We start from the raw sequence: 19,637 nt of genomic DNA, 5'->3' as shown, positions 1-19,637 counted from the left end.
CGGCGCCCCGGACCCCCGGCGTCGATCATGATCGACGTGGAGCCGCTCCCTGCCGTCGCGCTGCCCGGCGCCCGCCGCCCGGACTGGCCGGACGGCCGACGGCGTCCCTCGGGGCTCGACGCCGCGCCACGCCGGGCACCCCGGGTCGTCTGGGGCTGGGCGACGGCGCTGGCGGTCGCCGCGGCTGCGCTGCTGGTGCTGCCCGCCGTCCGGCCGGTGGGGTTCGACGACGCCGTCCGGAGCCTCGTCGACGGGCCGGAGGCGTTCTGGCGGTGGCTCGACGGGGTCGGCGGCGCGCTGCGCTACCGGACGCTGTGGCTGCCGGTCGCGGCGGTCCTGGTGTGGACGGCGCGGTGGCGGCACCTGCTGGTCTTCGTCGGCACGGTCTCGGTCACCGCCGCGCTGGCCCAGCTGGCGGCCGGAGATGCGCGGCTGGCCGAGGTGGTCCGCGAGGGCGTCACGGGGTCACCGGAGGCCTACGAGCTGCCCGCGTGGCCGGTCGTCGTCCTCTCGGCCGTCGCCGCGGCCGCCGTGCTGGTGCTGACGCCGTCCGGCCGTGCCCGGCGCTGGGGGTGGGCCGTCGCGGCGCTGCTCGTCGCCCTCCTGGGCGGCACCCGGGTGGCGCTGGGGCTGGCCGGCGGTGCGGTCACGCTGGCCAGCGCCGTCCTGGGTGCCGCGGCCGCCGCGCTCGCCTGCCACCTGCTCGCCCCCGAGGCGCGTTTCCCCGTCACCTACCGGCGGACGGTCAAGGCGCACCTGCAGCTGGACGGGGCGCGGACCGACCGGGTCCGGGCCGCGGTGCGCGACCAGCTCGGCCTGACGCTGACCGCGCTCGAGCCGTACCGGCTCGACGGGTCGGCCGGGTCGACCCCGTGCCGGCTGCAGGTGGCCGAGGCCCCGCCGGGCGTGCTCTTCGGCAAGCTGTACGCGACCGGCCACGTGCGCTCCGACCGCTGGTACAAGCTGGCGCGCGTGCTGCGGTACGGCCGGCTGGAGGACGAGGCCCCGTTCACCTCCGTCCGCCGGCTGGCCGAGCACGAGGACTACATGCTGCGGCTGCTGCGCGACGGCGGCGTGCGCGTGCCCGAGCCGGTGGGCGTCGTGGAGGTGGAGGCCGGCCGCGAGTACCTGCTCGTGACCGAGCTGGTGCCCGGCGCCGTCGAGCTGCTCGACGCCCCGGTGGACGACGCCGTGGTCGACGACGCGCTGGACCAGGTGCGGCGGCTGTGGGCGGCGGGCGCGGCGCACCGGGACGTCAAGCCGTCCAACCTGCTGGTGCGGGGACGGCAGGTGTACCTCGTCGACGTCTCCTTCGGCGAGCTGCGGCCCTCGCGCTGGCGGCAGGCGGTGGACCTGGCGGACATGCTGCTCGTGCTCGCCCTCGCCGTGGAGCCCGCCCGGCTGGTGCGGCGGGCGGAGGCCTTCTTCTCCGGGCAGGAGCTGGCCGAGGCGTTCGCCGCCACCAGCTCGCTCACCGTGCCGCGCCAGCTCCGCCGGCGGATGGAGGCCACCGGCCGCGACCTCGTCGCCGAGTTCGCCGCCCTCCTGCCCCCGCACCCGCGGGTCCGCGTGCAGCGGTGGAGCATGCGCCGGGTGCTGCTCGCCGTCGCCACCGTCGGCGGGGTGCTGCTGACCGCCGTCCTCGTTGCGCTCAACCTGCGGGCCGGCGGCCTGCTCTGACCGGAGGACGGGATGCCCGGGATCAAGGCGGCGCTGGCCGCGGTGGCCACCGTCGGCTACGGCGTGCTCCAGTGGCTCGGCCGCGGCTACGGGGCCACCCCCGCGGAGCGGCACCGGCCGCTGCCCGGGGACGGCGTGTGCCGCGAGCCGCAGATCGTCACCACCCACGCGACGACGATCGACGCCCCGCCCGAGCGGGTGTGGCCGTGGCTGGCGCAGATGGGGTGGGGCCGTGGCCAGTGGTACACGGCCCGCTGGGTCGACCGGTTGCTGTTCCCCCGCAACGGACCGAGCGCCGAGACGGTGGTGCCCGAGTGGCAGCACCTCGCCGTGGGCGACCGCATCCTCGACGGGCCGCCCGAAGCGGGGTGCTCGTTCGTGGTGGCCGATCTCGACCCGCCGCGGTACCTCGTCCTGCACTCGACGGAGCACCTCCCGCCTGGCTGGGCGGACCGCTTCGGCGCCGGTATCGACTGGAGCTGGTCCTTCGTGCTCGACCGGGTCGGCGACGGGCGCACCCGGTTCGTCTTCCGCACCCGGGTGCGGCTCCGGCCGTGGTGGGTGACCGCCTTCTACGCGGCGGTGGTGGTCCCGGCCGACTTCGTCATGTCCCGCCAGATGCTGCGGGGGGTCGGGGTCCGCGCGGAGAGGACGGCTCCCGGTTCCGTTCGGCCCCGGTCGCCGGCGGCGTGAGGGTCCGGTAGATCGCGGCGAGCCACACGTCGAGCAGGACGTCGACGACGTCGTCCTCGCCGATCGCGGGGCCGTCGCCGGTGAGGGTCGCCTGCAGCGTGCGCTCGTTCATCGCCGTCAGCGCGAGGGCCAGGTCGCGGGCCGGCGGGCCGGGCGGCGCAGCGCCGGCGGCGCGCTCGGCCTCGATCAGCGCCGTGCCGTGCCGGACCCACTGCTCGACCACCCGCGCCCACAGCCCGCGGACCTCGGGGTTGGTCACCCGCGCCTCGGCGGCGGCCAGCGTGACGCCGCGGTGCGCGCGGAAGGTGGTGGCGTAGGCCTGGATGCCGGCCCGCCAGTCGCGCCGCCGGTCGCCGGTGCGCGCGGCCAGGGCCGCCGCGCTCGCCCGGTCGGCCTCGGCGACGACCCGGTCGAGCAGCGCCAGCAGGACGTCGTCCTTCGACCGGAAGTAGAAGTAGAACGTGGGCCGCGAGATCCCGGCGCCGCGCGCCAGGTCGTCGACGGAGACCGCGGCCAGCGGCCGGTCGGCGAGCAGCCGCTCGGCGGTGCCGAGGATGGCCAGCTCCCGGTCGTCGCCGGAGGGGCGCACCGGACGGCGGCCGCGCGTCGAAGCGGTCACGCCCGGCAGCCTAGCCGAGTTCTCGACGTCGTGTTGACGCTCTCGACACGGTGTCGATAACGTCCGGCGGGTGGCAGTGCAGCCCCTCGAGCAGACCCCGTCCTCCGCACCCGCGCCGACCGAGCACGTCGACGTCCTGATCGTCGGCGCCGGCCTGTCCGGCATCGGCGCCGCGTGCCACCTGCGCGAGGAGCTCCCCGGCAGGAGCTTCGCGATCCTCGAGTCGCGCGCCGCGATCGGCGGCACCTGGGACCTCTTCCGGTACCCCGGCATCCGCTCCGACTCGGACATGTACACCCTCGGCTACTCCTTCCGGCCGTGGACCGAGGAGCGGGCGATCGCCGACGGGCCGGTCATCCGGCGCTACATCGAGGAGACCGCGCGGGAGTACGGGGTCACCGAGGCGATCCGCTTCCACCACCGCGTCGTCTCGGCCGACTGGTCGTCGGCCGACGCCCGGTGGACGGTCACCGCGGAGCGCACCGACACCCGCGAGACGGTCCGGCTGACCTGCTCGTGGCTGTCGGTGTGCTCCGGCTACTACCGCTACGACGAGGGGTTCCGGCCGCGCTTCGAGGGCGAGGAGGACTTCGCCGGGCAGATCGTGCACCCGCAGCACTGGCCGGACGAGCTCGACGTCGCCGGCAAGCGGATCGTCGTCGTCGGCAGCGGCGCGACCGCGGTGACCCTGGTGCCGAGCCTCGCGGAGAAGGCCGGGCACGTGACCATGCTGCAGCGCACGCCGAGCTACGTCGTGTCGCTGCCGGGCAAGGACCCGCTGGCCCAGGCGCTGCGCAAGCGGCTCTCGCCCCGGCGGGCCTACCCGATCGTGCGCTGGAAGAACGTGCTGGTCTCCACGCTGCTCTACCAGTTCAGCCGGCGCCGGCCGGAGGCGATGAAGGCGTTCGTGCGCAAGGGGCTGGTCAAGCAGCTGCCGGCCGGGTTCGACGTCGACACGCACTTCAGCCCGCCGTACGACCCGTGGGACCAGCGGCTGTGCCTGGTGCCCGACGGCGACCTGTTCCGGGCGCTGCGGTCGGGGAAGGCCGAGATCGTGACCGACCGGATCCGCCGGTTCACCGCGGAGGGCGTCGCGCTCGAGTCGGGGACGACGATCCCGGCCGACGTGATCGTGACGGCCACCGGGCTGAACCTGCTGCCGATCGGCGGCATGCAGCTGTGCCGCGACGGCGAGCCGGTCGACCTGTCCTCGACCGTCTCCTACAAGGGGATGATGATCTCCGGCGTCCCGAACTTCGACATGGTCATCGGCTACACCAACGCCTCCTGGACGCTCAAGGCCGACCTGGTCAACCGCTACGTCTGCCGGCTGCTGCGGCACATGGACGCGAAGGGCTACCGGGTGGCGACGCCGGTGCCGCCGCCGGAGGGCGCGAGCGCGCCGTTCCTCGACCTGACGTCCGGGTACGTGCAGCGCAGCCTCGCGCAGCTGCCGAAGCAGGGGTCGCGGGCGCCGTGGCGGCTGCACCAGAACTACCTCAAGGACGTGCGGCTGATGCGCCGCGGCCCGCTCGAGGACGAGGGCATCCGCTTCTCGTGAGGCGGCCCTTCGTGTTCGCCGGCGCGACGGCGGTCGTCACCGGTGCGGCCAGCGGGATCGGGGAGGCGCTGGCGCACGCGCTGGCCGCCCGGGGCAGCGACCTGGTGCTGCTCGACCGCGACGCCGAACGGCTGGACGGCGTGGCCGGGGACGTGCGGGTGCTGAGCCCCGGCCGCGCGGTCACCACCCGCGTCGTCGACCTGGCCGACGACGCGGCGACCCGGGCGGTGGGGGAGCGGCTGGCCGCCGAGCACCCCGGGACGACGCTGCTGGTCAACAACGCCGGGGTGGCCCTCGGCGGGCGCTTCGACGAGGTGACCCTCGAGGAGTTCGACTGGGTGCTCGACGTCAACTTCCGGGCCGTCGTCCGCCTGACGCACGCGCTGCTGCCGGTGCTCACGGCCAACCCGGGCGCGCACCTGGTCAACGTGTCGAGCATCTTCGGCATCCTCGCCCCGCCCGGGCAGGCGGCGTACGCGGCGAGCAAGTTCGCCGTCCGCGGGTTCTCGGAGGCGCTGCGGGCGGAGCTGGCCGGCGACGGCGTGGGGGTCACCGTCGTCCACCCCGGCGGCATCCGCACCCGGATCGCGGAGTCGGCGCGCGTGGGCTCCGGCGTCGACCCGGCCGAGGCCGCCCGCGGGCGGGAGCAGTTCGCCAGGCTGCTGCGCATCCCGCCCGAGAAGGCCGCCGCGCAGATCGTCGACGCCGTCGAGCGGCGCCGTCCGCGGCTGCTCATCGGCGCCAGCGCGAAGCTCCCCGACGTCCTGGTGCGGCTGTTCCCCGGCTCCTACGGCCGCCCGCTCGCCCGCCTCGCCCGCCGCTGACGGCGACAGTCGCGCGGGGTGAGGTGCGTGTGTGGCGGGTTCTGCGGCCGGTTGCGCCGCAGACGCACATCGCCGCGGGGGAGGGGGGAAGGATGGCGTCGTGCCGCCCGTCGTGACCGCCGCCTTCGTCCGCGCCCACACCCGCCCGGCGCAGCCGTCGCTGGTGCCCGAGGTGACGCTGCAGGTGGCCGACGACGTCGTCGCGCTGTGGGACGCCATGGAGGTGGAGCACGGGGGTGGGTCGGGAGAGGGCATGGCGCAGCCGCCGTTCTGGTCGGCCGCCTGGCCGGGCGGGCAGGTGCTGGCGCGGTTCGTCCTCGACCGCCCGGACGTCGTCGCGGGGCGGCGGGTGCTCGACCTGGGCTCGGGCAGCGGACTGGTGGCGATCGCCGCGGCGCTGGCCGGCGCCGGCGACGTGCTGGCCAGCGAGGTCGACCCCTACGGCCTCACGGCGATCGAGGTGAACGCCGAGGTCAACGGGGTGACCGGCATCCGCGCCACCGGCGACCTGCTGGGCGGGCCGCCGCCGGAGGTGGACGTCGTCCTGGCCGGCGACGTCTGCTACGACCGCGAGATGACCGAGCGGGTGCTGCCGTTCCTCGACCGCGCGGGCGCGGCCGGCGCGGAGGTCTACATCGGCGACCCGGGCCGGATGTACCTGCCGGCCGACCGGCTCACCGAGGTCGCCGCCCACGACGTGCCGGAGACCGAGGGGCCGGGCATCCGCCGGACGACGGTGTGGCGGTATTCCTGAGCCGTTCCGCGACGCTTCTCACCCGGCAATCTCCCGGCCCCCGATTGTCACGAACCGATCACGGCGGTTACCGTGGCTCCCGCCCGCACCGGTCGTCACATCCCCACCGGGGAGTCCGAGCGGGCGCCGCCGAGTCGCCCCCCGGGGCGAGCCGGGGACCCACCGCAGTACTGGGGTGAATCCGCACCCGCGGCCCGTCGAGGGCCGGGGTCGGTAGGGCTGCTTCCCGCCCGAACCCGTCAGCTAACTCGGTAGGCGGCCGTCGGAAGAACGGAGAGCCGCCCCGATGGCGCGCCCCTGCCCCTGCACTCCCGCACGTTCCCGCAGCACCCGGCCCGGCCGGATGCGGGTGTGCCCGCGCATCTGAGCGCACGCGGCCGTCCCTGACGCCGCCGCCGCCCGCGGGCCACCGCCCGAGCACCCCGCTCGACCGGCTCCTCGCCGCCTCCCCGGTGCCCCGCGCCAGCCCTCGCTGCCCGCACGCCCTCCGCGCAGCACGGCCTCGCGCCCTGCTGCGTCGTACCCCCACCGGAGCACCGCAACCCATGAACCTCCGCACCACCATCGCCCGCACGTCCGCCTCCCGCCGCCGGCTGCCCGCCCCGTCGCGCCGTCCCGGCCTCTACCTCGGAGTGGCCGCCGCCGGCGCGGTCATGGTCAACGTGCTGATCGGCGCCGACCCCGCCGCCCAGGCCGACGCCGGGTCCACCCAGTCGGTGGCCGTCGCCCAGGCCCTCGGCCTGTCCGCGCAGTCCGGGCCGGCCCGGGTGACCGAGGACGACCTCGCGCCGCTGGAGGACCTGGCCGCCAGCCGGTCCACCCGCGAGGACGCCGCGACCGCCGCCGCGCAGGCCCAGGCCGCCGCCGAGCAGGCCGAGCTCGAGCGGCAGGCCGCCGAGGCCGCGGCCGCGCAGGCCGCCGCCCAGGCCGCCGCGGAGGCGGCCGCCGCCCAGGCCGCCGCCGAGGCCGCGGCCGCCGAGCAGGCGGCTGCCGCGGAAGCCGCCGCGCCGGCCCCGGGCGGCTCGTACCAGGACTACGCGCTGGCGCAGCTCGGCGGCGACGCCTCCGAGTTCTCCTGCCTCGAGAAGCTCTGGGGCCGGGAGAGCGGCTGGAACCCGAACGCGCAGAACCCGACCAGCACCGCCTACGGGATCCCGCAGTTCCTCGACTCGACCTGGGCGAGCACCGGGATCGCGAAGACCTCCGACCCCTACCGCCAGATCGACGCCGGCCTGATCTACATCAACGAGCGCTACGGCTCGCCCTGCGGCGCCTGGGCGCACAGCCAGTCCACCGGCTGGTACTAGAAGGACCCCTCTGCCCCCCACCGCTCGCACGCTCGCGGCGGGCCCCTGCAGAGGGGCCGTTCCAGCGTGTGAGGCGGTGGGGGAGGATCGCGGCATGCGCGGATGGCTGACCGGTCTCGCGATCGCCGCCGCCGTCATGGTGGTCACCTGGGCCGTGCTGATCGTGCTCGCCCGGCGCCTGCCCGAGGGGACGGCGAAGGAGCTGGCCCGGTTCCTGCCCGACTGCGTCACCGCCGTGCGCCGGCTGCGGGCGCACCCCGCCGTCCCGCGCCAGGCCAGGCTCGCCGTCGGCTTCGCCGGGCTGTGGGTGCTCTCGCCGATCGACCTCATCCCCGAGTTCCTGCCGGTCATCGGGCCCCTGGACGACGTCGTCGTCGTGGCGCTCGCGCTGCGCTACGCCGCCCGGCAGGTGCCTCGGGAGGTCGTGCTCGAGGCGTGGCCCGGCAACCCCCGGCTGATCGAGCGGCTGCTCGGTGCCGCCAAGGAAGGGATCGCGTGACCTCGTCGGGAGACATCGCCCCGTGGTGGACCAGCGCCGTCGTCTACCAGATCTACCCCCGCTCGTTCGCCGACTCCGACGGCGACGGCATCGGCGACCTCGGCGGCGTCCTGCAGCGGCTGGACCACCTCGCGGACCTCGGCGTCGACGTCCTGTGGCTCTCGCCGGTCTACCCCTCGCCGCAGGCCGACAACGGCTACGACATCTCCGACTACCAGGACGTCGACCCGCTCTTCGGGTCGCTGGCCCAGCTGGACGAGCTGATCGCCGCCCTGCACGCGCGCGGCATCAAGCTGGTCATGGACCTCGTGGTCAACCACACCAGCGACGAGCACCCCTGGTTCGTCGAATCGCGGTCCGGGCCGGACTCCCCGAAGCGGGACTGGTACTGGTGGCGGCCGCCGCGCGCCGGCCTGGCCGCCGGGGACCCCGGCGCCGAGCCGACCAACTGGGCGTCGTTCTTCTCCGGGTCGGTGTGGGAGCTCGACGAGGCCAGCGGCGAGTACTACCTGCACCTGTTCGACCGCAAGCAGCCCGACCTGAACTGGGAGAACCCCGAGGTCCGGCACGCGGTGTACGCGATGATGCGGTGGTGGCTCGACCGCGGGGTCGACGGCTTCCGCATGGACGTCATCAACATGATCTCCAAGGACGTCGGCCCGGACGGCGCGCTGCACGACGGGCCCCCGATCCCCGGCACCGGCCTCGGCGACGGCTCGGCGTCCTACCTGGGCGGGCCGCGCATCCACGAGTACCTGCAGGAGATGCACCGCGAGGTCTTCGCCGGCCACGAGAACCCGCTGCTGCTGGTCGGCGAGATGCCCGGCGTCACGGTCGAGGAGGCGCGGCTGTTCACCGACCCGGCCCGGGCCGAGGTCGACATGGTGTTCCAGTTCGAGCACGTGGGCCTGGACCACGGGGTGTCGAAGTGGGACCTGCGGCCGCTGCGCATGCGCGACCTCAAGGCCTCCTTCGGCCGCTGGCAGGCCGGCCTCGCCGACGTCGGCTGGAACTCCCTCTACTGGGACAACCACGACCAGCCGCGCGCGGTGTCGCGCTTCGGCGACGACTCGCCCGAGCACCGCCGGGACTCCGCGACCTGCCTCGCCACGCTGCTGCACCTGCACCGCGGGACGCCGTACGTCTACCAGGGCGAGGAGCTCGGCATGGCGAACTACCCGTTCGCCTCGATCGAGGACTTCCAGGACGTCGAGTCGGTCAACCAGTACCGGACGGCGGTGGCCGGGGGAGCGGACCCCGCCGAGGTCCTGGCCGGCCTGCGGAAGATGAGCCGCGACAACGCCCGGACGCCGGTGCAGTGGGACGCCACGCCGTCGGCCGGGTTCACCACCGGCACGCCGTGGCTGCCGGTCAACCCCGACCACGTCGGGTGGAACGCCGAGGCCCAGCGGGACGACGACACCTCGGTGCTGGCGCACTACCGGCGGCTGATCGCGCTGCGCCACGAGGACCCGGTCGTCGCGCGCGGCGACTTCACCATGCTGCTGCCGGACTCCGACGACGTGTACGCGTTCACCCGGGCGCTCGACGGCGACCGGCTGCTCGTGGTCTGCAACGTGACCAGCCGGCCCTGCCCGATCGGGGAGCTGCTGCCCGAGGTGGTCGGCGCCGAGCTCGTGCTCGGCAACGTGCCGGTCGGCGACCCCGCCGTCCTCGCGCCGTGGGAGGCGCGCGTCCTCCACCTGAGCTGACCCGCCGACGGCCACAGGGGGAAGCGGCTCAGCTCACCACGCCAGGCGGCAGCCCGCCGATGGTGCCCTCACGGCGCTTGCCGCACCGGAGGCAGACCTCCGCTGCATCAGGGCCGTGCGGCCGTTCGTCGGCCGGGTGCGCCTTGACGTAGGCGTGCAGCCCCATCCGGCACCTGAACGCCTTCGCCGCCACCTCGCCACGCTATGGCGGGGCCGGCCGCAGCCGACAGTGCCGTTGGCCCTGCACGGTCCGCTCCCCGCTGGTCCCGCTCGACCGTTATCCCCAACACTGGCACGCCGGGACGGCGTCGGCGCGGCAGGTCAAGCGGCGGACGGGCCACCGAGGTGGATGAGCACCACCCCGGCGACGACGAGGCCGGCGCCCACCCCCTGCCAGACGGTGACCGCCTGCCCGAGGAACGTCGCCCCGATCGCGAACACCAGCAGCGTGCCGACGGCGGACCAGATGGCGTAGGCCAGGCCGACGGGCACCGTCCTCACCACCTGCGCCAGCAGCAGGAACGAGGTGGCGTAGCCGGCGACCACCACGATGCTCGGCAGCAGGACGGTGAAGCCGTCGGTGCGGGGGAGCAGCGAGGTGGCCAGCACCTCGGCGGCGATCGCCCCGCTCAGCAGCAGGTACCCGGTCGCGCCACCCTCCCTCACCGCGCGAAGGCTAGTCCCAGCGGTCGCGGTGGTGGTCCCACCCGCCGAAGTCGCCGGCCTCGGCGGTGGCGGCGGCGGTGAGGGCGACGACGACCAGCAGCACCAGGAACACGCCGGCGAGGAGCACGAGCCGCCGCCGGGTGCGGTCGGCGGCGCCCCACGAGCCGGCGCCCATCAGCGTGGTGCGGGCCTGCAGCGCGGCCGTCGAGGCCACCGCCCGCCAGCCGGGGGCGACCGGCGCGGCGGGTCCCGGGTCGGGCAGGTCGGCGGTCAGCAGCGGCAGCTCGTCGACGTAGCGGGCGGCGAACGCGGCCGTCGTCCGCTCGTGGCCCTCGTCGATGGTCAGCATGCCGGCGGCGACGGCGTCGTGCAGCCGGTGCACCACGGCCTCGCGCTGCGCGTCCGACGCCCGGATCCGGGCGCGGGTGCCGTCGGTGGTGTCGTCGGTCGGTGCGGTCATCGTGCGCTCCCCTCTCGCAGGCAGCGCCGAGAGTGCGCCCCCATCCTGTGCGGGCGCTGTGCACCACTGGCTACCGTCGGGCGGTGACGGTGTGGATCGGCACGTCCGGGTGGAGCTACGACCACTGGGACGGCGTGCTCTACCCGCCCGGCACGCCGCCGTCGGCACGGCTGGGGCACTACGTGCGGCGGTTCGACACCGTCGAGCTCAACGCGAGCTTCTACCGCTGGCCGCGCACCGCGGCCTTCGCCTCCTGGCAGCGGCGGCTGCCGCCGGGCTTCCAGCTGTCGGTGAAGGCTCCGCGCGGCCTCACCCACGCCAAGCGGCTCTACGGGCCCGAGGCCTGGATCCCGCGGTTCCGGGAGTGCTGGCACGAGCTCGGCGACAAGCGGGCGGTGTTCCTGGTGCAGCTGCACCCGAAGCACGAGCGCGACGACGCCCGCCTCGACTTCTTCCTGGCCCAGCTGCCGGACTGGATGCGGGTGGCCGTCGAGTTCCGGCACCCCAGCTGGCACGACGAGGGGGTGTACGCGCTGCTCGAGCGGCACGGCGCCGCCTACGTCGTCATGAGCGGGGCGGGGCTGCCGTGCGTGCTGCGGGCCACCGCGCCGTTCGTCTACGTGCGCATGCACGGTCCCGACGCCACGCACCTCTACGCCGGTTCCTACCCCGACGAGGACCTGCGCTGGTGGGCCGACCGGCTGCGGGAGTGGGCCGGCCAGGGCCGGGACGCGTACGTGTACTTCAACAACGACGGCTTCGGCCACGCGGTCCGCAACGCCGAGACCCTGCGGTCGTTCGTCTAGCCCTCGACCAGCGCGGCCAGCCGGGCCAGCGACTCCCGCCAGCCGAGCTCGTTGGCCTCGGCCGGGACGACGTCGGGCAGCCCCTCGTGGACGGCGACCAGGTCGGTACCGCCGCCATCGGCGTCGGCGAGCGTGACCGTGATCGTCATGGCGCCGCGCAGCGCCGGGTCGTCGCTCTCGAACTCGTCGACCTCGACCACGCGCTCGTCGGGCACCAGCTCGGCGAAGTGCCCGGAGTAGGTGTCGGTGCGCGCCGTCGTCTTGCCGATCCCGTCGGCGCCGTCGTAGGTCAGCGAGACGCGCAGCCGGCCGCCCTCGCGTGCGTCCCACTCGTGCACCTCGGAGGTCATGCCCGGCGGCACCTTCCAGCGGGCGACCGCGTCGCGGTCGAGCAGCGCCCGGTAGACCGCCGGGCGGGGGGCGGCGATGTGCCGGGTCACCCGCGTCGGGCCCATGCCCGCTATCTCACCACCAGGGACGCGGGTCTCAGCAGCGCGACGGCCAGGCCCGCGACCACGACGCCGGTGGCGTTGAGGACGGCGTCCAGCGGCGAGACCACCCGCCCCAGGGGCAGCGCCCACTGGAGCAGCTCGATGCCGGTGCCCGCGGCGACGCCGAGGACGGCGAGCGCCGGCAGCCGCCCGAGCACCGGCCACCGGAACACGGCCAGCGCGGCGGGCACGACCAGCAGCGCGAGGTTGCCCACCAGCTGCAGGGCGACCGACGGCGAGCCCAGGCCGGTGAGGTACCAGCGCAGCTCGGACGTCGGCGCCCCCCACGACCAGCCGGCACCGTCGGGCGTGAGGGTGAGCAGCGCGACGACGGCCAGGGAGGCCAGCAGGGCGGCGGTCAGCGCGGGGCGTCGGTCGGCCATGGGCCCACCGTCCACCGGGTTCCTGTGCCGTTCCTGTGGGCGGCGGCGGTCACAGGGCACGCACACCGGGAACACAGCCGGGGCGCGGACCGTGGTAGGGGAACGAGAGGAGCGGTCCGTGCTCACGACCGAGGTCCCCCGCGCGCGGGACGGCGCGCGGTCCCCGGCCCGTCCGGTGCTCGTCGTCGTCGGTGGCCTGCCCGGCAGCGGCAAGACGACGCTGCTGCGCCGGCTGCTCGCCGGTGCGCCGCCCGGGATCGAAGGGTTCGACTCCGAACAGGTCACCGAGCGGCTGCGCGCGGCGGGCGTCCGGCTGCCGTACCGGCTGCTGCGGCCGTGGGTGCACCTCTGGCACCGGCGGCGGGTGCTCCGCGGCATCCGGTCGGCCGCGCCGGTCGTCGTCCTGACCGATCCGTGGACGCACCGGGGCTGGCGCGACGCGGTGCTCGCCGCCGCGGCGCGGGCCGGCCGCGCCGTGCGGCTGGTCCTGCTCGACGCCTCGGCGCAGCAGGCCGCCGGCGGCCAGACCGCCCGCGGCCGGAGCATCCCGCCGCGGTCGATGCGCCGGCACGTCGCCCGGTGGGACGACGTGCTGTGGACGGTGGCCGACGACGGGCCGGCAGGGGTCGCCTCGTCGCTGGTCGTGGACCGGTCGGAGGCCGACCGGCTCACCCTCGCCGAGCTCCTGCCACCGCGCTGAGGCGTCCAGCGAACTCGCAGGCCGGCGTCCAGCTCCGGCCAGACGAGGAGGTCGTCGACCAGGGCCTCGCGACCGACCCGGAGACCTCCTCCGGCCGCCGGCGCGTGCTCCGGTTCCTGGGCATCGGCGCCGCCTCGGTCGGTCTCGCGGCCTGCGGCCCTACCCGGGCGCCGCCGAGGGCGTGCCCGGGACCCTCGAGCTCACGATCGCCGACCTCGCGAACGGTGGGGGTGCCGTTCGAGGGAGGACGGCGGCGTGAGCCGGCTGGCCACCGTCACCGGCGACGTGAGCGGTGGCTGCACGGTGACGCCGGCCGTGGCCGTCGACACCACGACCACCGCGACCGGCGGCGGCGCACCGGGCGGCGGCATGGCGGGATCCCCGCCGGGTAGGTAGCGACCGTGTCCGCACCGTCCGTGAACCGCGCCCCCCGGCCCAGCAGCCTGGCCGACGTCCTCGACGTGGTCCTCGACAAGGGCATCGTCATCGACGCCTACGTCAGGGTCGCGCTGCTCGGCATCGAGCTGCTGACCGTCGACGCGCGCGTCGTCATCGCCAGCGTCGACACCTACCTGCGCTTCGCCGAGGCGGTGAACCGGCTCGACCTCTACCCGGGCGAGCAGCCGAAGGGCCTGCCCGGCCTGTTCGAGGAGGGCGTCGAGGGTGCGGCCAAGTCGGTGGTCAAGAAGAAGCTGTCGCACCCGTTCGGTTAGGACCCCGGTTCCCGGGCACGGAGGCCCCCACCCGGGCACCGTGCAGCCGCCGCCCCGGTCAGGGGCGGGCGGCGGCTGGTGCGGGCGCCGACTCGCTGACAGGCTTGGCCGATGATCTTCATCACCGCCAAGTTCCGGATCCGTCCCGAGGACGCCGACGACTGGCCGTCGATCAGCAAGGCGTTCACCGAGGCCACGCGCGCCGAGCCGGGCTGCCTGTGGTTCGACTGGTCGCGCAGCCTGGACGACCCGACCGAGTACGTCCTGGTGGAGGCGTTCCGGGACGGCGACGCCGGCGCCGCGCACGTGCAGTCCGACCACTTCAAGGCCGCGCAGCGGGAGCTCCCGCCGCACCTCGCCGAGACGCCGCGGATCGTCAACTTCACGGTCCCGCAGGACGACTGGTCGGAGCTGGGGGAGTTGCGGGTCGACCGCTCCTGAGATCGGGTCTGCCCGCCGACCGTGTGCGCAGACCGTCAGTGGGAGCGCCCCGGGCTGCCAGTTCGCGCACACGGTCGGCCGCGGCGGCCGGTCAGCTCGCCGGACCGCCGAGCAGGGCGGCGTAGCGCTCGAGGTAGAGCGGCCAGCCCTCGGGGTGGGCGACGCCGTCGGACAGCGACTCCCAGCCGGGGCCGTGCCGGTCGAGGTGGCGGTGCTCGAGCTCGACGCGCGTCCGGCCGGGCTCCTCGGCCACGAACCGGACCTCGACCTCGCTGGCGTTCTCGGGATCGGCCTCGATCTGCCAGGTGGGGCCGATGTCCCAGCTGAACACGACCCGGTGCGGCGGCTCGTAGACCAGCACCCGCGCCCAGCGGCACTCGCTGCCGTCGGTGGCCCGGTCGTAGATGTGCCCGCCGACCCGCGGCTCGAAGACGGTCTCGGCGATCGGGGCGCCGAGCAGGTTGTGCTCCGGCGGCTTGATCTCGCCGAACCGGGAGGTGAACACGGTGAAGGCCTGCTCGATCGGCGCGGCCACGACGATCTGCCGGCGGACCACCGCCGCTGGTGCCTGGGTCATCCCTGCTCCTTGTCGGGTTGCTCGACGACGTCTCCGTAGGCGGACAGGGCCCGGCTCCAGAAGGTGTCGAGCTGGTCCCGCAGTGCCGCGACCGCCGTGGGGTTGAGGCGGTAGATCCGGCGGGTGCCGGCGGACCGCTCGCTCACCAGGCCGGCGTCCTTGAGCACCTTGAGGTGCTGGGACACCGCCGGGCGGCTGACCGGGAGCTCCGCGGCGAGCTCCCCCACGGCGCGGGGCCGCTCGGCGAGGCACTCGACGATGGCGCGCCGCGTCGGATCGCCCAGCGCCGCGAAGCCCTCGTCGCTTCGGTCAGCCCCCACGAACGGTAAGTTTGCTCTTACCGATGGGTCGACGTCAAGACATGGCGCCCTGTCGCCTCGTCGACATGGCGACCGTGCTCAGCCGAGCAGCACCCGCTTCTCCAGCCATTCGTTGCGGAAGGCCCCGCGCGGGTCGAGCCGCTCGACGAGGGCGACGAAGTCGGCGTGCCGCCCGTACAGCGGGGCGATCCGCGCGGCGCCGGCGGTGAAGACCTTGCCCCAGTGCGGCCGCGCCCCGAACGGGGCGAGCGCCTTCTCGAGGGCCGGCAGCAGCGCCTCGACCTCGCGCTGCCGCGGCTGCCAGGTGAAGTGCAGGGCGACCGAGTCGCGGTCGGACGCGGTGCTCATCCACAGCCGGTCGGCGGCGACGGTCCGGATCTCGCACACCTGCAGCAGCGGGCGGATCCGGTCGGCCAGGCGGCGGACCGCCCCGATCGCCGCCACCGCGTCGGCGCGGGGGAGCAGGTACTCCGACTGCACCTCGTCGCCGGCGCTCGGGGTGAACCCCATGCGGAAGTGCGGCAGCCGGTCCGACCACGGCCCCGGCCGGCCGAGCTGCGGGGTGGCGAACCGGGGGTCCTGGCCCGGCACCGGGTTGCGGTCCTCGGGGGCGGGGACGGCGCCGAACAGCTCGTCGCCGGCCAGCTCGCCACCGCGGTCCTTGACCCAGACCTGGGCGCCGTCGTCGTCCCACCGCGTGAACACGCTGACGCTGTAGCCGCGGGCCATGACGTCGCCGAAGTGGGCGGCCAGCGCGTCCCAGGGCAGCCGTTCGTACACCCGCTGCGCCACCTCGTAGGCCGGCTCCACCTCCAGCGTGACCCGGGTGACCGCACCGAGCGCGCCCAGGCCGACGACCGCGCCGGCGAAGTCGTCGTCGCCCCGCGCCAGCCGGACGAGCTCGCCGGACGACGTGACGAGCTCCAGCGCGGCGACCGCCGTCGCCAGGTTGCCGTTGCCGACCCCCGAGCCGTGCGTCGCGGTCGCGACCGCGCCCGCGACCGAGATGTGCGGCAGCGACGCCAGGTTGTGCAGCGCCAGGCCCTCGCCGGCCAGCACCCCGGCGAGCTCCCCGTAGCGCATGCTGCCGGGCAGTGACACCGTGCCGGCCTCGTGGTCGACGACGACCTCGGCCGGCAGTGCGTCGAGGGAGAGCAGCTCGGCCGAGTCGGCGATGTCGTTGAACGAGTGCCGCGAGCCGAGCACCCGGATCCGGGGCGCCGCGGCCACCAGCTCCTGCACCTGCTCGAGGGTCTTCGGCTCGTGCAGCCGCTCCGCCCGGTAGGCGTAGTTGCCCGCCCAGGTGGTCCCGACGCCGGTCACGGCGCGGGGGTGCCGGCCGGCGTGACGACGAGCCAGACCCCGCCGTACTCCTCGACGTCGTGGCAGAAGACCTGCCCGGGGTCCTCGTGGGCGTAGTAGTACAGCGGATGACCGGCGTAGGTGACCTGCACGGACCCATCTTCGCGCGGCGTCGTCCCGAGCAGGTCGGCGCGCACCTCGCCGGCGGCGACCGGCGGCCCGTCGGTGAGCACCGGCGGCCAGTCGACGGCGCAGTCGTCGTAGCAGTCCGGGGTGCTCGTCGTCTCCCGGTCGAACAGGTAGATCGCCTGCCCGACGTCGTCGAACAGCATCGTCCCGTAGTCGCTGCCCCCGGTGGTGACCACCTGACCGGGCGCGACCGGGCTGGGCGGGGGCGTGGTCTGCGAGGGAGCCGCCGTCGTCGAGGTCGCGGTGGGGGAGGACGTCGACGGCGACGTCGTCCCGGCCGCCGACGACGACGGCTCGCCGCCGCAGCCGGCGACGAGCAGGCACGCGACGCCTGCTAGGCCGGCTGCCCGCACCCGCGGCTGCATGCCCGTCATCCTGCCGGGAGCAGCGGTCCTGTCAACGCCGCATCGCCGACCGGCCGGCCCCGGGCGACGCCTCGGCCGCGAGCAGCGGCAGCGGCCGCCACGGGACCAGCACCGACAGCGCGATGACGCTGGTCGAGCGGACGACGTTGGGCGAGCGGCCCAGCTCCACGAGCACCTGCTGCAGGGCCTCGTGGGAGCGCGCGGCGACCCGGCACAGGACGTCGCCGCTGCCGGTCGTCGCGTGCGCCTCGAGCACGCCGGGGATCGCCTCCAGGTCGTGCCGGACGGCGTCGAGCGCGCCCTGCGCGATCTCCAGGGTGACGAAGGCCTGGACGCCGAAGCCGGCCGCGGCGACGTCGACGTCGGGCCCGTGCCCGGTGACGACGCCGGTGCGCTCCAGCCGCTCCAGCCGGGCGGTGACCGTCCCGCGGGCCACGCCGAGCAGCCGGGAGAGCTCCAGGTCGCCGGCCCGCGGGTGCTCGCGCAGGGCGGTGAGGAGGGCGACGTCGAGGGTGTCCACGGCTGTGCAGTCTGCACAGCACCTGGCCGTGAGCGCTAGACCGAGCGGTCACCAGTGACAGCATCGGGCGTACCGCTTGCGCAGTGCGCCGGACCGGGTGTGCGCTGGACCACGACCCCCGTGCGCGAAGGAGGAGCCATGAGCCTGGACTCGGTGCTCAACGACGAGGAGCGCCTGGCGCAGCTGGACCTCGACCAGCTCAAGCAGCTCGTCGGCCTGGTCGAGCACGACGACTCGACCGACCCGTTCCCCGTGTCGGGCTGGGACGCGCTGGTGTGGACCGTCGGCAACGCGGTGCAGACCGCGCACTTCTTCCAGTCCGCGTTCGGCATGGAGCTGGTCGCCTACTCCGGCCCGGAGACCGGCAACCGCGACCACCACGCCTATGTGCTGACCTCCGGGGCCGCCCGGTTCGTCGTCCAGGGCGCCTACGACCCGGCCAGCCCGCTGGCCGACCACCACCGCGCGCACGGCGACGGCATCGTCGACATCGCGCTGACCGTTCCTGACGTCGACCGCTGCATCGCCCACGCCCGCGCGCAGGGGGCGACGGTGCTCGAGGAGCCGCACGACGTCACCGACGAGCACGGCACCGTCCGCCGGGCCGCGATCGCCGCCTACGGCGACACCCGGCACTCGCTCGTCGACCGCTCGCGCTACTCCGGGCCGTACCTGCCCGGCTTCGTCGAGAAGCACTCCACGTTCGTGAAGCGCCCGGGCGCGCCCAAGCGGCTGTTCCAGGCCGTCGACCACGTCGTCGGCAACGTCGAGCTCGGCGCCATGGACGCCTGGGTCGACTTCTACAACCGGGTCATGGGCTTCACCAACATGGCCGAGTTCATCGGCGAGGACATCGCCACCGACTACTCGGCGCTGATGAGCAAGGTCGTCGCCAACGGCAACCACCGGGTCAAGTTCCCGCTCAACGAGCCGGCGCTGGGCAAGAAGAAGTCGCAGATCGACGAGTACCTGGAGTTCTACGGCGGGCCCGGCGCGCAGCACGTGGCACTGGCGACCAACGACATCGTCGGCACCGTCGACGCCATGCGCGCCGAGGGCATCGAGTTCCTCACGACGCCGGACTCCTACTACTCCGACCCCGAGCTGCGGGCCCGCATCGGCACCGTCCGTGCGCCGATCGAGGAGCTGCAGGAGCGGGGCATCCTGGTCGACCGCGACGAGGACGGCTACCTGCTGCAGATCTTCACCAAGCCCACCGGCGACCGGCCGACCGTCTTCTTCGAGCTCATCGAGCGGCACGGCTCGCTCGGCTTCGGCAAGGGCAACTTCAAGGCCCTCTTCGAGGCCATCGAGCGCGAGCAGGAGCGCCGCGGCAACTTCTGAAAGGACCCCGCCGCCCCCCACCGCTCGCACGCTCGCAGCCGGAGCCTGCAGCGGGGCCGTTCCAGCAGCTCACCAGGTCGCTTCCGCGACGATCCCCAGCCAGGCGGCCCCGGCGGGGGAGAGCACGAACAGCTCCACCGGGAAGCCGTCGGGGCCGCGCAGGTTGAGGTGACCCCCGGCATCGGTCCGGACGACGCCGGAGTTCTCGACGCCGAGCTCGTCGAGGCGCCGCACCCAGGCCTCGAGGGCCGCGTCGTCGGGCACGGCGAGGGCCAGGTGGTCCAGGCCGGTGCGGCGCTCGTCGAACGGGCCGGTGACCGCGCCGCCGTGGTCGGTCAGCCCGACCGCGACCAGCGCCGTCCGGTGCAGCAGGAACGCGAACGCCTCCTGCCGCTCGACCAGCTCGAAGCCCATCGCGCGGCTCCAGAAGGCGACCGCCGCGTCGACGTCGGGGACGCTGAGGCCGACGTGGCTGAAGCCGGCGAGGGCGGTCACCGCCGGTGCCCGTCCAGGCGGGCCTCGGTGAGCGCCCGCAGGCGGACGGGGGCGCCGCAGCACATCGCGACGAGCCCCATGCACGTGCCGAGCGCGGTGAGCAGGCGGCGGGGGAAGGTGTCCTGATCTGCCATGCGGCGAGCGTCGCGGCGGAGCGGGGACCGTCGCGTCGGGGAAACCCCTCGACACGTCCGCCGGGGCATAGCGTCCAGGGCC

The 19,637-nt window shown here is 74.9% G+C and carries 27 protein-coding genes and 1 riboswitch; of the genes, 14 read left to right on the top strand and 13 right to left on the bottom strand.

What is annotated here, in order from left to right; genetic code table 11:
- Positions 1 to 36 precede the first annotated feature (36 nt).
- Together ACI797_RS05480 and ACI797_RS05475 are read left to right on the top strand one after the other, a co-directional pair.
- Positions 37 to 1,680 carry a lipopolysaccharide kinase InaA family protein gene (locus ACI797_RS05480; RefSeq protein ID WP_456857499.1) on the top strand — a complete coding sequence of 548 codons (1,644 nt, stop codon included), beginning with the start codon at positions 37 to 39 and terminating at the stop codon, positions 1,678 to 1,680.
- Between the two features lie 12 nt (positions 1,681 to 1,692).
- The gene (locus tag ACI797_RS05475) at positions 1,693 to 2,373 is read left to right on the top strand and encodes an SRPBCC family protein (protein ID WP_456857498.1); all 681 of its coding nucleotides are present in this window, start codon (positions 1,693 to 1,695) and stop codon (positions 2,371 to 2,373) included.
- On the opposite strand, the gene ACI797_RS05470 is transcribed toward ACI797_RS05475, so the two are convergent.
- Entirely contained in the window at positions 2,285 to 2,992 is a 708-nt protein-coding gene (locus tag ACI797_RS05470; RefSeq protein ID WP_456857497.1) for a TetR/AcrR family transcriptional regulator, read from the bottom strand. The two genes, ACI797_RS05475 and ACI797_RS05470, sit on opposite strands and share 89 nt — an antisense overlap.
- A gap of 70 nt (positions 2,993 to 3,062) precedes the next feature.
- Between ACI797_RS05470 and ACI797_RS05465 the strand changes: the two genes are divergently transcribed.
- The 6 genes from ACI797_RS05465 (at position 3,063) to ACI797_RS05440 (ending at position 9,649) form a co-directional block, all read left to right on the top strand.
- Positions 3,063 to 4,553 (top strand): flavin-containing monooxygenase, encoded by a 1,491-nt coding sequence (locus tag ACI797_RS05465; RefSeq protein ID WP_456857496.1) that lies wholly within the window; start codon positions 3,063 to 3,065, stop codon positions 4,551 to 4,553.
- On the top strand, positions 4,550 to 5,377 hold the full coding sequence (locus ACI797_RS05460) for an SDR family NAD(P)-dependent oxidoreductase (protein ID WP_456857495.1): 828 nt from the start codon (positions 4,550 to 4,552) through the stop codon (positions 5,375 to 5,377). Before ACI797_RS05465 ends, ACI797_RS05460 begins: the two co-directional genes overlap by 4 nt.
- 100 nt (positions 5,378 to 5,477) lie before the next feature.
- Complete coding sequence (locus tag ACI797_RS05455) at positions 5,478 to 6,131, top strand: class I SAM-dependent methyltransferase (protein ID WP_456857494.1); 654 nt, start codon at positions 5,478 to 5,480, stop codon at positions 6,129 to 6,131.
- 117 nt (positions 6,132 to 6,248) lie between these two features.
- Positions 6,249 to 6,404, top strand: a riboswitch (cyclic di-AMP (ydaO/yuaA leader).
- A 272-nt stretch (positions 6,405 to 6,676) separates the two neighbouring features.
- Complete coding sequence (locus ACI797_RS05450; RefSeq protein ID WP_456857493.1) at positions 6,677 to 7,438, top strand: aggregation-promoting factor C-terminal-like domain-containing protein; 762 nt, start codon at positions 6,677 to 6,679, stop codon at positions 7,436 to 7,438.
- Between the two features lie 94 nt (positions 7,439 to 7,532).
- A complete protein-coding gene (locus tag ACI797_RS05445; protein WP_456857492.1) occupies positions 7,533 to 7,937 on the top strand; it encodes a YkvA family protein in 405 nt (134 codons plus the stop codon).
- Complete coding sequence (locus ACI797_RS05440; RefSeq protein ID WP_456857491.1) at positions 7,934 to 9,649, top strand: glycoside hydrolase family 13 protein; 1,716 nt, start codon at positions 7,934 to 7,936, stop codon at positions 9,647 to 9,649. Before ACI797_RS05445 ends, ACI797_RS05440 begins: the two co-directional genes overlap by 4 nt.
- Before the next feature lie 28 nt (positions 9,650 to 9,677).
- Here ACI797_RS05440 and ACI797_RS05435 read toward each other — a convergent pair whose 3' ends face one another.
- The 3 genes from ACI797_RS05435 to ACI797_RS05425 all read right to left on the bottom strand — a co-directional run bounded on the left by ACI797_RS05435 (position 9,678) and on the right by ACI797_RS05425 (position 10,775).
- Positions 9,678 to 9,842, bottom strand: a complete 165-nt coding sequence (locus ACI797_RS05435) for a hypothetical protein (RefSeq protein WP_456857490.1) — start codon at positions 9,840 to 9,842, stop codon at positions 9,678 to 9,680.
- A 128-nt stretch (positions 9,843 to 9,970) separates the two neighbouring features.
- Positions 9,971 to 10,315 carry a DMT family transporter gene (locus ACI797_RS05430; protein ID WP_456857489.1) on the bottom strand — a complete coding sequence of 115 codons (345 nt, stop codon included), beginning with the start codon at positions 10,313 to 10,315 and terminating at the stop codon, positions 9,971 to 9,973.
- A 10-nt stretch (positions 10,316 to 10,325) separates the two neighbouring features.
- The gene (locus tag ACI797_RS05425; RefSeq protein ID WP_456857488.1) at positions 10,326 to 10,775 is read right to left on the bottom strand and encodes a DUF1707 SHOCT-like domain-containing protein; all 450 of its coding nucleotides are present in this window, start codon (positions 10,773 to 10,775) and stop codon (positions 10,326 to 10,328) included.
- Positions 10,776 to 10,858: 83 nt separating this feature from the next.
- Between ACI797_RS05425 and ACI797_RS05420 the strand changes: the two genes are divergently transcribed.
- Positions 10,859 to 11,581: a DUF72 domain-containing protein gene (locus ACI797_RS05420; RefSeq protein WP_456857486.1), complete on the top strand. Its 723-nt coding sequence runs from the start codon at positions 10,859 to 10,861 to the stop codon at positions 11,579 to 11,581.
- On the opposite strand, the gene ACI797_RS05415 is transcribed toward ACI797_RS05420, so the two are convergent.
- The gene (locus ACI797_RS05415) at positions 11,578 to 12,036 is read right to left on the bottom strand and encodes an SRPBCC family protein (protein WP_456857485.1); all 459 of its coding nucleotides are present in this window, start codon (positions 12,034 to 12,036) and stop codon (positions 11,578 to 11,580) included. The genes ACI797_RS05420 and ACI797_RS05415 overlap by 4 nt on opposite strands.
- A 5-nt stretch (positions 12,037 to 12,041) precedes the next feature.
- The gene (locus ACI797_RS05410) at positions 12,042 to 12,455 is read right to left on the bottom strand and encodes a VanZ family protein (RefSeq protein WP_456857484.1); all 414 of its coding nucleotides are present in this window, start codon (positions 12,453 to 12,455) and stop codon (positions 12,042 to 12,044) included.
- A 118-nt stretch (positions 12,456 to 12,573) separates the two neighbouring features.
- Here ACI797_RS05410 and ACI797_RS05405 point away from each other — a divergent pair, with 118 nt between their 5' ends.
- From ACI797_RS05405 to ACI797_RS05390, 4 genes are all read left to right on the top strand, one after another.
- On the top strand, positions 12,574 to 13,155 hold the full coding sequence (locus ACI797_RS05405) for an AAA family ATPase (RefSeq protein ID WP_456857483.1): 582 nt from the start codon (positions 12,574 to 12,576) through the stop codon (positions 13,153 to 13,155).
- A 255-nt stretch (positions 13,156 to 13,410) separates the two neighbouring features.
- Positions 13,411 to 13,551 carry a hypothetical protein gene (locus tag ACI797_RS05400; protein WP_456857482.1) on the top strand — a complete coding sequence of 47 codons (141 nt, stop codon included), beginning with the start codon at positions 13,411 to 13,413 and terminating at the stop codon, positions 13,549 to 13,551.
- 5 nt (positions 13,552 to 13,556) lie between these two features.
- Complete coding sequence (gene gvpJ / locus ACI797_RS05395) at positions 13,557 to 13,868, top strand: gas vesicle protein GvpJ (protein ID WP_456540131.1); 312 nt, start codon at positions 13,557 to 13,559, stop codon at positions 13,866 to 13,868.
- A 111-nt stretch (positions 13,869 to 13,979) separates the two neighbouring features.
- Positions 13,980 to 14,309 carry a putative quinol monooxygenase gene (locus ACI797_RS05390; protein ID WP_456540128.1) on the top strand — a complete coding sequence of 110 codons (330 nt, stop codon included), beginning with the start codon at positions 13,980 to 13,982 and terminating at the stop codon, positions 14,307 to 14,309.
- A gap of 91 nt (positions 14,310 to 14,400) precedes the next feature.
- Here ACI797_RS05390 and ACI797_RS05385 read toward each other — a convergent pair whose 3' ends face one another.
- The 5 genes from ACI797_RS05385 to ACI797_RS05365 form a co-directional block, all read right to left on the bottom strand.
- Positions 14,401 to 14,886, bottom strand: coding sequence for an SRPBCC family protein (locus tag ACI797_RS05385; protein ID WP_456857481.1), 486 nt, complete (start codon positions 14,884 to 14,886; stop codon positions 14,401 to 14,403).
- Positions 14,883 to 15,206, bottom strand: a complete 324-nt coding sequence (locus ACI797_RS05380; protein ID WP_456857480.1) for an ArsR/SmtB family transcription factor — start codon at positions 15,204 to 15,206, stop codon at positions 14,883 to 14,885. The genes ACI797_RS05385 and ACI797_RS05380 overlap by 4 nt, the downstream gene beginning before the upstream one ends.
- A 78-nt stretch (positions 15,207 to 15,284) precedes the next feature.
- Positions 15,285 to 16,529: a D-arabinono-1,4-lactone oxidase gene (locus ACI797_RS05375; RefSeq protein WP_456857479.1), complete on the bottom strand. Its 1,245-nt coding sequence runs from the start codon at positions 16,527 to 16,529 to the stop codon at positions 15,285 to 15,287.
- Positions 16,526 to 17,062 (bottom strand): COG4315 family predicted lipoprotein, encoded by a 537-nt coding sequence (locus tag ACI797_RS05370; protein WP_456857478.1) that lies wholly within the window; start codon positions 17,060 to 17,062, stop codon positions 16,526 to 16,528. The genes ACI797_RS05375 and ACI797_RS05370 overlap by 4 nt, the downstream gene beginning before the upstream one ends.
- A 31-nt stretch (positions 17,063 to 17,093) precedes the next feature.
- On the bottom strand, positions 17,094 to 17,582 hold the full coding sequence (locus tag ACI797_RS05365; RefSeq protein WP_456857477.1) for an Lrp/AsnC family transcriptional regulator: 489 nt from the start codon (positions 17,580 to 17,582) through the stop codon (positions 17,094 to 17,096).
- A gap of 138 nt (positions 17,583 to 17,720) precedes the next feature.
- Here ACI797_RS05365 and hppD point away from each other — a divergent pair, with 138 nt between their 5' ends.
- Positions 17,721 to 18,926: a 4-hydroxyphenylpyruvate dioxygenase gene (gene hppD / locus ACI797_RS05360; protein WP_456857476.1), complete on the top strand. Its 1,206-nt coding sequence runs from the start codon at positions 17,721 to 17,723 to the stop codon at positions 18,924 to 18,926.
- A gap of 69 nt (positions 18,927 to 18,995) precedes the next feature.
- Here hppD and ACI797_RS05355 read toward each other — a convergent pair whose 3' ends face one another.
- The gene (locus ACI797_RS05355; RefSeq protein ID WP_456857474.1) at positions 18,996 to 19,421 is read right to left on the bottom strand and encodes a VOC family protein; all 426 of its coding nucleotides are present in this window, start codon (positions 19,419 to 19,421) and stop codon (positions 18,996 to 18,998) included.
- Positions 19,418 to 19,555: a hypothetical protein gene (locus ACI797_RS05350; RefSeq protein ID WP_456857473.1), complete on the bottom strand. Its 138-nt coding sequence runs from the start codon at positions 19,553 to 19,555 to the stop codon at positions 19,418 to 19,420. Before ACI797_RS05350 ends, ACI797_RS05355 begins: the two co-directional genes overlap by 4 nt.
- Positions 19,556 to 19,637 lie beyond the last annotated feature (82 nt).

Source organism: Geodermatophilus sp. SYSU D00691 (assembly GCF_054050275.1).
Note: the sequence above shows the minus strand (reverse complement) of the source record. Positions and strands in the feature narration are given on the sequence as shown.